General features: G+C 71.2%; 11 protein-coding genes. 8 read left to right on the plus strand and 3 right to left on the minus strand.

The genetic code is table 11. The features are described from left to right. Window positions 1-101 precede the first annotated feature (101 nt). Complete coding sequence (locus tag M1D46_RS04285) at window positions 102-860, minus strand: MerR family transcriptional regulator (RefSeq protein WP_456286722.1); 759 nt, start codon at window positions 858-860, stop codon at window positions 102-104. A 177-nt stretch (window positions 861-1,037) separates the two neighbouring features. On the opposite strand from M1D46_RS04285, the gene M1D46_RS04290 reads away from it, so the two are divergent. Together M1D46_RS04290 and M1D46_RS04295 are read left to right on the plus strand one after the other, a co-directional pair. After that, on the plus strand, window positions 1,038-1,931 hold the full coding sequence (locus M1D46_RS04290) for a DUF4097 family beta strand repeat-containing protein (RefSeq protein ID WP_456286723.1): 894 nt from the start codon (window positions 1,038-1,040) through the stop codon (window positions 1,929-1,931). Next, window positions 1,931-2,539 carry a PadR family transcriptional regulator gene (locus tag M1D46_RS04295; protein WP_324012825.1) on the plus strand — a complete coding sequence of 203 codons (609 nt, stop codon included), beginning with the start codon at window positions 1,931-1,933 and terminating at the stop codon, window positions 2,537-2,539. Before M1D46_RS04290 ends, M1D46_RS04295 begins: the two co-directional genes overlap by 1 nt. A 3-nt stretch (window positions 2,540-2,542) precedes the next feature. Here the strand turns inward: M1D46_RS04295 and M1D46_RS04300 are convergent, their stop codons facing one another. Beyond that, window positions 2,543-3,094, minus strand: coding sequence for a universal stress protein (locus M1D46_RS04300; RefSeq protein ID WP_271173493.1), 552 nt, complete (start codon window positions 3,092-3,094; stop codon window positions 2,543-2,545). 154 nt (window positions 3,095-3,248) lie between these two features. Here M1D46_RS04300 and M1D46_RS04305 point away from each other — a divergent pair, with 154 nt between their 5' ends. The 5 genes from M1D46_RS04305 to M1D46_RS04325 all read left to right on the plus strand — a co-directional run bounded on the left by M1D46_RS04305 (window position 3,249) and on the right by M1D46_RS04325 (window position 10,039). Further along, entirely contained in the window at window positions 3,249-3,437 is a 189-nt protein-coding gene (locus M1D46_RS04305) for a DUF3073 domain-containing protein (RefSeq protein ID WP_282979377.1), read from the plus strand. Between the two features lie 111 nt (window positions 3,438-3,548). Continuing rightward, window positions 3,549-3,944: a fluoride efflux transporter FluC gene (locus M1D46_RS04310; protein ID WP_324012823.1), complete on the plus strand. Its 396-nt coding sequence runs from the start codon at window positions 3,549-3,551 to the stop codon at window positions 3,942-3,944. After that, a complete protein-coding gene (locus tag M1D46_RS04315; protein WP_271173495.1) occupies window positions 3,941-4,306 on the plus strand; it encodes a fluoride efflux transporter FluC in 366 nt (121 codons plus the stop codon). The genes M1D46_RS04310 and M1D46_RS04315 overlap by 4 nt, the downstream gene beginning before the upstream one ends. 120 nt (window positions 4,307-4,426) lie before the next feature. After that, window positions 4,427-7,756, plus strand: a complete 3,330-nt coding sequence (locus tag M1D46_RS04320) for an efflux RND transporter permease subunit (protein ID WP_456286724.1) — start codon at window positions 4,427-4,429, stop codon at window positions 7,754-7,756. Between the two features lie 465 nt (window positions 7,757-8,221). After that, a complete protein-coding gene (locus tag M1D46_RS04325) occupies window positions 8,222-10,039 on the plus strand; it encodes a DEAD/DEAH box helicase (RefSeq protein WP_456286725.1) in 1,818 nt (605 codons plus the stop codon). Between the two features lie 59 nt (window positions 10,040-10,098). On the opposite strand, the gene M1D46_RS04330 is transcribed toward M1D46_RS04325, so the two are convergent. Further along, the gene (locus tag M1D46_RS04330) at window positions 10,099-12,309 is read right to left on the minus strand and encodes an MMPL family transporter (RefSeq protein WP_456286726.1); all 2,211 of its coding nucleotides are present in this window, start codon (window positions 12,307-12,309) and stop codon (window positions 10,099-10,101) included. A 105-nt stretch (window positions 12,310-12,414) separates the two neighbouring features. On the opposite strand from M1D46_RS04330, the gene M1D46_RS04335 reads away from it, so the two are divergent. Further along, the gene (locus M1D46_RS04335; protein WP_456286727.1) at window positions 12,415-13,332 is read left to right on the plus strand and encodes an aldose 1-epimerase family protein; all 918 of its coding nucleotides are present in this window, start codon (window positions 12,415-12,417) and stop codon (window positions 13,330-13,332) included. Window position 13,333 lies beyond the last annotated feature (1 nt).

A 13,333-nucleotide genomic window follows, 5' to 3' on the forward strand; every position in this document is an offset into this window, starting at 1 on the left:
TTCTCCGACTGCCTCGACGCTATCGCGCTGGCTGCGCGAAGTGCAGGAGCGCCCCGTGTCTCAGGGACACGGGGCGCTCTCTGCCATGTGCTGGCGCGCGATCACAGACGCGCGTCGGCGTAGACCGTCAGCGCGTCGCGCACGAACGTCGCGCCGGCCGTGCCGCCGTAGTTCGCGGCGAACCGGTCGTCGGCCACGTACATCTCGGCGAGACCGAGCACGTACGCCTTGACGTCGCCGCCGGGCACGGCCGCGGGGGTGCCGGGGATGCCGGTCAGCCACTCCACGTGGCGCTGCGCCAGAGCCTGTGCGTCGTCGGACGCGGGATCGACGCCGGCCTCGGCGGCCGCCGTCCAGTCGCGCGAGAGCTGCGACGTGCGCTCCTGCCACGCCGTGCGCTCGGCCTCGCTCATCCCGCGCCACCAGGCGTCGCCCCGCGCGTACGCGTCGCGACCCCAGCGCTGCTCGACCTCGTCCTTGTACTGCGTGTGGTCGAAGCCGTCGAACATGTTCTCTGCCATGAGCTCCTTCCCCTCCTTCAGGGATCCGATGGTCGACGTCACCGCGCGGATCTGCCGCTCGAGTCGACCCTTCTCTTCCTCCAGCCACGCCAGATGCGTCTCGAGCGCGCGGGCGGGGCTCGTCTCGCGAGCCAGCACGTCGCCGATCTGCGGCAGGCCGAGCCCGAGCTCGCGCAGCAGCAGGATGCGCTGCAGGCGGACCAGGGCCGACTCGTCGTAGTAGCGGTAGCCGTTGTGGCCGACGCGCGACGGCGGCAGCAGCCCGATGTCGTCGTAGTGACGCAGCGTGCGGCTCGTCGTGCCCGTCAGGCGGGCGATCTGCTGGATCGACCATTCCAAGGCGGCTTCTCTCCTCTGTCGTGGTGGTGAGAATCACGCTAGAGGTTGACGTTGCGTCAATGTCAACCGCCGATTTCCCGAAGACGCTTGCAGATCGAGATATATCGTGTTTGACTCCTCTCAAGTCGAGATATATCTCGAGTCGGATGCCCGTGCCAGGGCAGACAGGAGCAGATCATGACAGACGAGAAGTGGGTCATCCATCCGGGGGAGACCCGCATCATCGACGTCGAGGGCGTCCGCCGCCTCAAGGTGGGCCTCATCGGCGGCCAGGTCGACATCATCGGGCACGACGAGCCGCATGCGCGGGTCGAGGTGCACGGCGTGACGGTCAAGGACCTCCGCATCGAGCTCACGGGAGACGAGCTCGAGATCGACCACCCGCAGCTGCGCTGGGACAACTTCCTCGAGGTCTTCCGCAACTTCGGCGCTGCCGGTCCGCGTGCGGAGATCAGCGTCGCCGTCCCGCGCGCGGTCGCCCTCACGCTCGGCGTCGTGAGCGCGGGCGCGCTGGTGGCGGGGCTCGAGCAGCCGGCGCGTCTGAACACCGTGTCGGGCGATGTGCTCGTCGACGGCCTGCGCGGCGATCTCGGGGCGAATGCCGTCTCGGGCGACGTGCAGGTGCGCGACCTCGAGGGCGCCTTCTCGGCCAACACCGTCTCGGGCGATGTCGCCGTCTCGGGCGCCGTGTCGCGGGTCGACGTCGACACGGTGTCGGGCACCACCTTCGTCGACGCGGTCGGACAGGTCGAGCGCGTGTCGGTCAACGGCGTGAGCGGCGCCGTGACGCTGCGCCTGGACAAGGGGTACGCCGCGAACTACGTGGCGCGCTCGGCGAGCGGCCGCGTGCGCATCGACGGCGTCGCGTACGCGTCGTCCGGGCCGGTGAGCTACACGGACTCGGTGGGCGAGCTGTCGAGCCGCTTCGTCGACGTGCGGATCAACACGGTCGCGGGCGACATCACGGTCGTGCGCCGCGAGGACGGCTCGGTGCCCGATGCGGCGGCCGAGTCGGATGGCGAGGTGCAGTGGCCGGGGCAGGCGGCGGCTGGCGAGGGAGAGGCTCGCTGATGCCTCCGGTCTTCTCGCACGGCGACCTGCGCCTCTACCTCCTGAGCCTCCTCGATGAGACGCCGCGTCACGGCTATGACATCATGCAGGCGTTCGCGGAGCGCACGGGCGGCACCTACACGCCGAGCGCGGGCACGATCTACCCCCGCCTGGCGAAGCTTGAGGAGGAGGGACTCGTCACGAAGAGCGTCGACGGCCGCAAGACGATCTACGCGATCACGGATGCCGGGCGCGCCGAGGTGCGTGCGCGTGCGGCCGAACTCGACGGCATCCAGGAGGGGCTCGCCGACTCCGTCCGGATCATCGCCGACGGCGTGCGCTCGAGCGTGAGCGAGGCGATGAAGAGCCTGCGCGCCGATCTCGCGGCGGCCGCGAGCGCGACCGCGGAGGCGCCGCGACCGCACCGTGGGGATGACCCGCGCGTCCGCGCGCGCGAGCAGCTGCAGCGCGCCGAGGTGCTCGTGGGAGAGTTCCGCGGTCGCATCCGAGCTGACCTGCGCACGCACGTGGCGCGCGGGGGCGAGCTCGCGTCATCCGTCGTCGACGACCTCGGCCGTGCTCTCGAGGACGCAGCTGCTGCGCTCGAGCGCGCGCTCGGCGGCCGCTGAGGCCTACTCCTCGAGCGGCCAGTCCTCGTCGTCCGCGAGCGGCTCGCCCACGGGCACCACGAGGATGTTGCGGTGCTGCCGGTGCGACAGGCGCGCGGCGACCGATCCGGTGAAGAACTCCCGGATCGAGTCGCCGATGCCGCGCTTGCGCGTGCCGACGACGATCAGGCGCGCGTCGATCTTCTCGGCGAAGTGCTTGAGGGCGAGCGCCGGGTCGCCGACGAGCTGGCGGACCGTCCAGCGGACGTCCTTGCCGGCGAGGTTCTCCTCGGCTGCTCGGCGGACGGCCTCGAGCTCCTCGGCGCCGGCGTCGATGTGGATGTCGACGGGCGCGGTCTGCACGAATCCGTCCGGATCCTCGTAGGTCACGAAGCGCGTCACGTCGACGTGGGCCACGACGAGCGGCGCGTGCAGAAGGGCCGCATAGCGGGCCGCCTCCTTCATCACACGGGGTGCCTGGCCCGGGATCGCGCCCACGATGACGGCCCCGTGCAGGGACTCGTCGGCTGCCGCGTCGGGTGCCTCGTCGGCGGGGAAGACCTCGTTATCGCTCATGGCCCGTCCTCTCTGTGCCGCAGCCCGGCCGGTGCCCGAGGGCCGCGTGGTATCCTGGATCCTACTCTTTCCCGGCATCAGCCGGCTGTCGGAAGTTATGCATACGGGCCGGCGCATGAAGCCCGATGCTGCTCAACATAAGGGGGTCTCGCGCATGGGGCGTGGCCGTCAGAAGGCGAAGCACACAAAGCTCGCCCGCGAACTCAAGTCGTTCAGCCCGAGCGTCGATTATCGGGCCCTGGAACGCGAACTCGCGCATCCGGATGACGACCCGTACGTCGACCGCTGGGCTGACCAGTACGCCGACGAGGACGAGGACGAAGACGAGCTCGAGAAGGCCTAGCCCTTCTCAGATCATCATGGAAAGTCGCCGCGGAGCACCCTCCGCGGCGACTTTCGTGTGCCTGCGCGACGGGCACAGGCACGCGTGCGTCGACCCGGTAGTGTCTCGCTCGTGACGCGTGCACCCATCCGCTGGGAGCTGCTGCCCCTCGTCTGCGCGGGCGGCGCGATCGGCGTCGCCGCACGGCACGTGCTGACGGCGCTCGTCCCGGACGGCTCCGTCGTCTGGATGACGGCCGTCATCAACGTGGTCGGATCGCTCCTGCTCGGGTTCGTCGCGGGCGTATGCGGTGCGCGGCATGCGCGATGGCGCGGTTTCCTCGGGACGGGCGTGCTGGGCGGCTTCACGACCTACAGCGCGTTCGCCGTTCAGGTCGCGGGCGCAACCCCTGGCCCGCAGATCGCGCTCGTGCTCGCCGGCTCGGCCCTGCTCGTGATCCTCGCGGTCGGGGCGGCGCTCGCGGGCCTCGTCGTCGGCGCGCGCGTCGCGCGCGGGGCCGCGGCGTGACCCCCGGGCTCGTCGCGCTCGTCGCCCTGGCCGGCGGGATCGGCGCCGGCCTGCGCTGGCTCGTCGACGTGCTGCTCTCGCGCGTCGTCCCACGCGGCTTCCCCTGGGCCATCCTCGCGGTGAACGTGTCGGGTTCGCTCGCGCTCGGGGTGCTCACGGGCGCCGCGCTCGGATGGCCGTGGCTCGCGATCGCGGGGACGGGGCTGCTGGGCGGCTACACGACCTTCAGCACGGTGTCGCTCGACGCGGCGGCGTTCCTCCGCGAGGGCCAGGTGCGGAAGGCGCTTCTCGACGCGCTGGGGACGCTCGCGCTCTGCGTGGCGGCCGCCGCGGCCGGTGTCGCGATCGGTGCCCTGGTCTGATCAGGATCATCCCGTAGGTGGAGGCGCCGGTGCGCGCCCCGCTGAGAGAATGACGAGGCGGATACAGGACCGTATCGGTCCGTCCGCTCCCGCGCCCGGCTCCACCAACGAGAGAGATCCGTGTCGAAGCTCGCCGTCCTCAGCCTCAAGAACCGCGCCCTCATCGCGCTCATCACGATCTGCGCAGCCGTCTTCGGCGGGCTCTCGCTCACGAGCCTCAAGCAGGAGCTGATCCCGTCGATCGAGCTCCCGACGCTCGTCGTGATGACGACCTACCCCGGGGCATCGCCCGAGGTCGTGGAGTCCGATGTGTCGACGCCGATCGAGACGGCGGTGCAGGGCGTCGCGGGTCTCGAGTCGACCATGGCGACATCGACGACCGACGCGTCGATCGTGCAGGCGACGTTCGCCTACGGCTCGAACCTCGCGACGGCCGAGCAGAAGATGCAGCAGGCGATCAACCGCATCTCGAGCCAGCTGCCGGAGAACGTCGAGCCCCAGGTGCTGTCGGTCAGCATCGACGACCTGCCCGTCATCCAGGTCGCGGTCTCCGGTCTCGGCGAGGACGCGCAGGCGCAGCTCGAGAGCATCGCCATCCCCGACATCGAGGACGTCGACGGCGTCGGCTCCGCCGAGATCGTCGGAGGCACGGGCCAGCGCGTCACGATCACCCCCGACCCCGAGGCGCTCGCGGCGAACGGCCTCACGCAGCAGGCGGTCTCGGATGCGCTGCAGCAGAACGGCAACCTCTTCCCCGGCGGCGAGATCACAGAGGGCGACCGCACCCTCACGGTCCAGACCGGGGCGAAGATCGAGGATCTCGACACGCTGCGCGAGCTTCCCCTCGCCGCGGCCGCCCCGACGGTCGACCCGACGACGGGGCAGCCGATCGTGCCGCCCGCGCTGACGATCGACGATGTGGCCGACGTCGAGCAGACCGACGATCCGACCACCTCGCTGTCGCGCGTGAACGGCGAGGACGCGATCTCGATCTCGATCACGAAGCTGCCGGCGGCGAACACGGTCGAGGTGTCGGAAGGCGTGCAGGCGGTCATCGACGACCTGCGCGAGACCTTCCCCGACGCCGAGTTCACGATCGTGTTCGACCAGGCGCCGTACATCGTCGAGTCGATCGAGACGCTCGCGACGGAGGGACTGCTCGGCCTCGTCTTCGCCGTGCTCGTCATCCTCGTGTTCCTGCTGTCGATCCGCTCCACGATCGTCACGGCCATCTCCATCCCGACGAGCGTGCTCGTCACGTTCATCGGCATGCAGGCCTTCGGGTACTCGCTCAACATGCTCACGCTCGGCGCGCTCACGATCTCGATCGGGCGCGTGGTCGACGACTCGATCGTGGTGATCGAGAACATCAAGCGGCACTACGTGCGCGGCGCCGAGAAGGGCGCGGCCATCCGCCTCGCCGTCCGCGAGGTCGCGGGAGCGGTCACGGCGTCGACGATCACGACGGTCGCGGTGTTCCTGCCGATCGTGTTCGTGGGCGACATGGTCGGCGAGCTCTTCCGGCCGTTCGCGCTCACGGTCACGATCGCGATGAGCGCGTCGCTCCTCGTCGCGCTCACGATCGTGCCGGTGCTCGCGTACTGGTTCATGCGCCCCGGCAAGCCGCTGCTCGACGCGGAGGGGCGCCCGATCGACCCCGAGCATCCCGACGCTCCGCCGTCGCGACTGCAGCGTGCGTACCTTCCGGTGCTCGGATGGACCCTCCGGCACTCGGGCATCACCCTCGTGCTCGCCGTGCTGGTGCTCGTCGGCACGGTCGCGGCCGCGCCGCTCATGAAGGTGAACTTCCTCGGCGACTCGGGTCAGAACACGATGACCATCTCGCAGGACCTCGGCGACACGGCGAGCCTCGAGGCGAAGGATGCCGCGGCTCGCCAGGTCGAGGACGCGCTCGACGGGATCGACGGCATCGAGGCCGTGCAGGCCTCGATCGGCTCGAGCGGATCCGCGCTGTCCGACGCGTTCCGCGGGGGCGGCGGCGTCACCTACTCCGTCATGACCGAGGACGGCGTCGACCAGGAGGCTCTGCGCGCCGAGGTCGAGGAGGCCCTCGACGGGCTCGAGGGAGCCGGCGAGGTCACTGTCGCCGGGTCATCCGGATTCGGCTCGTCCGACATCGAGATCAGCGTCGAGGCGCCGACCTCCGACGCGCTCGCCGATGCCACCGCGGCGATCGTCGCCGAGCTCGAGGGGCGCGAGGGCGTCGGCACCGTGACGGACGACCTCGCATCGTCGCTGCCGTACATCGCCGTCGAGGTCGACCGCGCGGCCGCTGCCGAGGCAGGTCTCTCCGAGGCCGCCATCGGCTCGATCGTCTCGTCCGCAATGCAGCCGCAGCAGGCGGGCACGGTCGAGTTCGGCGACACCGCGCTGACGGTGTACATCGCCGCCGAGGACCCGCCCGCGACCGTCGAGGAGCTGCGCGAGCTGGCCATCCCGACGGCCCGCGGCGTCGTGCCCCTCGAGGATCTCGCCGTGATCGAGGAGAGCGAGGGCCCCGCCTCGATCACGACGGTCGGCGGACGCCGCACGGCCACGATCACGGTGCCGCCCTCGGTCGACGACCTCGCGATCGCGACCGGCTCGGCCTCCGCCGCGATCGCCGCGGCCGACCTGCCCGACGGCGCGACCGCCTCGGTCGGGGGTGTGGCGGAGCAGCAGGCGGAGTCGTTCGCGCAGCTCGGCCTCGCCATGCTCGCGGCCATCCTCATCGTCTACGTCGTCATGGTCGCGACGTTCAAGTCGCTGCGGCAGCCCATCCTCCTCCTCGTCTCCGTCCCGTTCGCGGCGACCGGCGCCATCCTGCTGCAGGTCGTGACGGGCGTGCCGCTGGGCGTCGCCTCGCTCATCGGCGTGCTCATGCTCATCGGCATCGTCGTGACGAACGCGATCGTGCTCGTCGACCTCGTGAACCAGTACCGCGAGCGCGGGCTGTCTGCGCACGACGCGACGCTCGCGGGGGCGTCGATGCGACTCCGTCCGATCCTCATGACCGCGCTCGCGACGATCTTCGCCCTCACGCCGATGGGCCTCGGGATCACCGGCCACGGCGGATTCATCTCGCAGCCCCTCGCGATCGTCGTGATCGGCGGCCTCGTCTCGTCGACCCTGCTCACGCTCATCGTGCTGCCCACGCTCTACAACCTCGTCGAGGGGGCGAAGGAGCGCCGTGCCGCCAAGCGCGCCGGCCGCGGCGGCTCGGATGGCGAAGGCACGGCCCCGGATGAGCCGACCGGCGACGGGCCAGCTGACGGCGACACGGCGGATGGTGGTGCGCAGGCCGGTCACGGCGCGGCGGCTCCCGAGGGGCGCGCGGGGGAGCGGGTCGGTGCCCCGGTGTACGTGGCGCCGACGGCGACTCCGACCCAGACGGCGACGATCGCGGGCGGTCTGCCGTCGGCCGCACCGGTGCAGCACCGACCGCAGTAGCTGGGGCGCGGGCGCGGCGGGGCGGGGGCCCGCGGGTTTCCGCGGATGGTGTCGGGAATCGGATCGCCGGGGCTGGTGTGCGCGTGTCGTGCTCATGAGTCGACAGGGGCACCATGGGTCCGATTCGGGGGAAGGCGGGCTCGTGCCTGGAATCGGATCGCCGGGGCTGGTGTGCGCGTGTCGTGCTCATGAGTCGTCAGGGGCACCGCGAGTCCGATTCGGGGACGGCGGATGGCCTGCCGGGCGGTTTCCCAGACCGGTCCGGTAGTGTCGTGCGGTCGGCTTCGGACACCGCGCGCACAGCGCGGACGTTTTGGCAAGGTGTGAGTCCAGGGGCCGATGGTGAGCGTCGATCGACGCGCATGAACCATCACATGAATGGCCCCCGGCCGACGACTGTCCGGGTCTGCTCGCGCCTGCGTGCGTCGAGCGCTGTTCTCGTGCGAGAACCCGAAGGACACACCCATGCCCAAGAACAAGAAGCCCGCCGGCGGTCGTCCGGCCCAGAACTTCGACCCCCGCTACGCCAAGAAGAAGCCCGGCGGCCCCTTCCGCGGCAACGACGGAGCGTCTCGCGGCCAGCGTCGCGACGACGCGCGCCCCGCGCGTGACGGCGGCCGCTTCGACCGCTCGTCGAGCGACCGATTCGAGCGTCGCGACGACCGCGGCTTCGGCGGTCAGCGTCGTGAGGGCGGATACGCCGGTCAGCGTCGTGAGGGCGGTTACGAGCGTCGCGAGGACCGCGGTTTCGGTGGTCAGCGTCGTGAAGGCGGATACGCCGGTCAGCGCCGCGAGGGCGGTCAGCGCCGTGAAGGCGGCTACGCCGGCCAGCGCCGCGAGAGCGGCTTCGAGCGTCGCGAGGACCGCGGTTTCGGTGGTCAGCGTCGCGAAGGTGGCTACCAGCGTCGCGAGGGCGGCTACGAGCGCCCGCGCTTCACCCGCGACGACCGCGCGCCCCGCACGGACCGCCCGTCGTTCCGCGACGACCGTCCGCGTCGCGACGAGCGCCCCGCGCGCTCGGCCGCGCAGGAGCAGCAGATCGACGTCGTCCACGAGCGTCTCGAGGCTCAGGCGGTCCAGACGAGCGAGGCCGTCGACGTGTCGTTCGGCGAGCTCGGCCTCGGCGACAACATCGAGCGCGCTCTCGCCGAGCTCGGAGCGGCGAAGCCGTTCCCGATCCAGGCTGCGACCATCCCCCCGATCATCGAGGGCCGCGACGTCCTCGCTCGCGGACGCACGGGCTCGGGCAAGACCATCGCGTTCGGCGCACCGCTCGTCGAGCGCGTGCTCCGCTCGAAGGCCGGCCAGAAGCGCGAGTTCGGCCGCGCGCCGGTCGCGCTCATCCTCGCTCCGACGCGCGAGCTCGCCCTGCAGATCGACCGGACCATCCAGCCGATCGCGCGCAGCGTCGGCCTCTTCACGACGCAGATCTACGGCGGCGTGCCGCAGGCGCGCCAGGTGGGCGCGCTGAAGAAGGGCGTCGACATCATCATCGGCACTCCCGGGCGCATGGAGGATCTGCACGCGCAGGGCAAGCTCGACCTCTCGCAGATCAGCATCGCCGTCCTCGACGAGGCCGACCACATGTGCGAGCTCGGCTTCCTCGAGCCCGTTCAGCGTCTCCTCCGTCTCACGGCCGACGGATCGCAGAAGCTGCTGTTCTCGGCCACGCTCGACCGCGAGGTCGCCGCGCTCGTCGACGAGTTCCTCGTCGAGCCGTCGGTCTACGAGGTCGCCGGCGAGACGCAGGACTCGGGCACGATCGACCACCGCGTGCTCGTGATCGACCAGCGCAGCAAGGGCGAGATCCTCGAGACGCTCGTCGACCGCGAGGGCAAGACGCTCGTCTTCTCGCGCACCCGCGCCTACGCCGAGCAGCTCGTCGAGCAGTTCGAGGACGCAGGCCTCACGGCCGTCGCCCTCCACGGCGACCTGAACCAGGCCAAGCGCACGCGCAACATCGAGAAGTTCTCGAAGGGTCGCGCGCAGGTGCTCGTCGCGACGGATGTCGCCGCGCGCGGAATCCACGTCGACGACGTCGATCTCGTGGTCCAGGCCGACGCGCCGACGGAGTACAAGACGTACCTGCACCGCGCGGGCCGCACGGGTCGTGCCGGCCGCGAGGGCCGTGTCGTCACGCTCATCACGCGGATGCGCCAGCGCCGCATGAGCGAGCTGCTCGAGCGGGCCGAGATCGACGCGCCCTTCGATCAGGTGCGCCCCGGCGACGACCTCCTCGAGGAGCTCGCGGGCGCCCCCACCGCGGAGCAGCTCACCGCGTAGCCCCGCGCATGCAGAACGGCCCCGTCGCTCGACGGGGCCGTTCTGCATCAGCGCTCCGGTCAGCGCTCGCCGCGGCTGAGCTTCGACGGCCACCAGACGGCACGGCCGATGTCGTATGCGAGCGCCGGCACGAGCAGCGATCGGACGACGAACGTGTCGAGCAGGACGCCGAACGCGACGATGAACGCGAGCTGCACGAGGAACAGCACCGGGATCACCGACAGCGCCGTGAACGTCGCCGCGAGCACGAGGCCCGCCGACGTGATGACGCCGCCCGTGATCGCGAGACCGCGCAGGACGCCGTCGCGGGTCCCGTGCGCGAGCGACTCCTCTCGCACGCGCGTCATGAGGAAGATGTTGTAGTCGATTCCGAGCGCGACGAGGAAGACGAACCCGTAGAGCGGCACGGCGGGGTCGGCGCCCGGGAAGCCGAGGAGCTCGTTGAAGACGAGCGCCGAGACGCCCATCGCCGTCCCGAACGACAGCACGGTCGTGAGGATGAGCAGCACGGGCGCGAGGATGGCGCGCAGCAGCAGCATGAGGATCACGAGGATGACCGCGAGGATCACCGGGATGATGAGGTTGCGGTCGTGGATCGAGGCGTCGTTCGTGTCGACGTCGGTCGCCGTGACGCCTCCGACGAGCGCACCCGGAACGGCGTCCTCGAGGGCCGCGCGCAGGTCGCGCACCGTCTGCTCCGCCGCGGCCGAGTCGGCGGCATCCGCGAGCGTCCCCTGGAGCAGCACATCGCCATCCGCCACCGTCGGCGCGGGCGCGGGCGTTCCGGGAGGGCCGAACGCGGTGACACCGTCCTCCGTCACGGGCGCGCTGCGGCTGTCGGTGTCTGCCGACACGGCCACGCCGTCGATCCCGTCTTCGGCGAGGAGCACGTCGGCCGCGGCCTGCAGGTCGTCCTCCGCGACGACGACGTACACGGGGCTGCCCGAGCCCGCCGCGAAGTGCTCGCCCAGCACCGCCTGCCCGTCGCGCGCCTCGGACGAGCCGAGCACGAGCTCCGACTGCGGCACGCCCGACGCCTGGAACTGGGTGAAGCCGAGCGATCCCGCCGCGAGGACGAGCGCCGTGACGATCCAGATGAGTCGGGGCCGTCGCTCCACGAGACGCGAGACACGCGCCCACAGCCCGCGCGTCGGCACCGCGGCCGACGGCGCGTTCGGCGCGTAGACCGGGCGGCGGGGCCAGAACGACGCCCGCCCGAACACGTACAGCAGAGCAGGCAGCAGCGTCAGCGCCGAGAGCATCGCGAAGACGATGCCGATGGCGGCCACCGGGCCGAGGGTGCTGTTCGACTTGAGGTCGCTCAGGAGGAGGCAGAGGAGCCCGGCGATCACGGTGCCGCCCGACGCGAGGATCGGCTCGAACGACCCGCGCAGCGCGCGCATCGAGGCGGTCCAGCGGCGCTCCTCGTGGATGAGCTCGTCGCGGTAGCGGGCGACGTAGAGGAGCGAGTAGTCGGTCGCGGCCCCGATCACGAGGATGAAGAGGATGCCCTGCGTCTGCCCGCTCAGCAGCAGGACGCCCGCCTTGGCGAGCCACCACACGGTGAGCAGCGCGACGCACAGCGCGAAGAGGCTCGTCGACAGCACCGCGAGCGGCAGGAGGAGCGATCGGTAGACGATCACGAGGATGACGAGCACGGCCAGCAGCGCGACGAGCAGCAGGATGCCGTCGATGCCGGCGAACGCCGACACGAGGTCGTTCGAGAAGCCCGCCGGGCCCGTGATGTGGACCTCGACCCCGTCCGGGAGTCCGTCGCGGAGCGTGCTCCCGAGCTCGGAGATCGCCTCCCCGAGATCGGCCTCCGACGACACGGGCACGAACGCCTGCGCGGCGAGCTCGTCCTCCGAGGGGATCGCCGGCGACACCTCGTCGACGGCGGGCAGGTCGGCCGCAGCGGCGAGCCGGTCGTCGATCGCGGCGAGGGCATCGCCGTCGAGGGGCTCATCCGACGAGAACACGACGACGGCGGGGATCGCGTCGCCGTCCGTGAAGTCGGACAGGCGCTGCTGCACGGCGGTCGCGTCGGCGCTCTCCGGCAGGTACGTCGTCTGATCGTTCGACGACACCTCGTCGACCTTGCCGAAGTACGGTCCGCCGATGGAGGCGGCCGCGAACCAGACGAGGATGAGGATCGCCGGGAGAAGGATGCGCAGCCATCGCGGTGCGCGCGGGGTGCTGCCGTCCTGCGGCCTCACCGTCTGGACCCGGGGTGCGGAGGGAAGGTCGACGGGCGTGCGGCGGTCGCGCATGGAGCTCCTGTTCGGCGAAAGTCTTTAGCCAGGCTAGCAAACTCGGGGGGCCGCGGAGCGCGATACTGGGGAGGCGGCGGGTGGTCGCGGAAGCAGGGAGTGGCGATGAAGCGAATCGATCCGACCGGCGAGCAGGTCGTTCTCCGGGCGCAGGGCGCGTTGGGCGAGGTCACCGCGCAGATCGCGCAGGTCGGGGCGTCGCTGCGCGCGCTGACGGTCGGCGGCGTCGACCTCGTGTCGCGGTACCCGGAAGGCGAGCGGACGCCATCCGCATCGGGCATCGTGCTCGTGCCGTGGCCGAACCGCATCCGCGACGGCCGGTGGTCGCAGCGCGGCGTCACGGAGCAGCTCGCGATCTCGGAGCCGAAGTACGGCAACGCGAGCCACGGACTGCTCCGCTTCGCGCCGTACGAGATCGTCGCGGGCGAGGCGGAGGCGACGCTGTCGGCCGTGGTCTATCCCCAGAACGGCTACCTGTTCACCCTCGCGACGAGCGTGACGTACACCCTGGTGGACGACGGGCTCGCGGTGACGCACCGCGTCCGCAACGCGGGCGACGCCGAGGCTCCCGTCGCGCTCGGCACCCACCCGTTCTTCGAGATCGGCGGCGTCGACACGGCGGACCTCGTGATCGCCGCGCCCGGCACGACCTGGTTCGAGGTGGATGACCGGATGCTGCCGGTCGCCGAGCACGACGTCGACGACGCGACGGATCTCCGCGGCGGCGTGCGCCTCGGCGACGTCGCTCTGGATCGCGCCTACGGCGGCGTCGTGCGCGGGGAGGATGGGCTCGCCCGAACGACTCTGACCGCGCCGGACGGTCGCCGGCTCACCGTCTGGCAGGACGAGAGCTTCGGCTTCGTGCAGGTCTTCACGACGGAGAACTATCCCGGGCGCGACCTGGCCGTCGCGATCGAGCCGATGACCGCCCCCGCCGACGCGTTCAACTCCGGTCGAGCGCTCACGTGGCTCGCGCCCGGCGAGGAGTGGGTTCTGCGGTGGGGCGTGTCGTACTCGGGGTGAG

Source organism: Microbacterium sp. JZ70, from assembly GCF_053903225.1.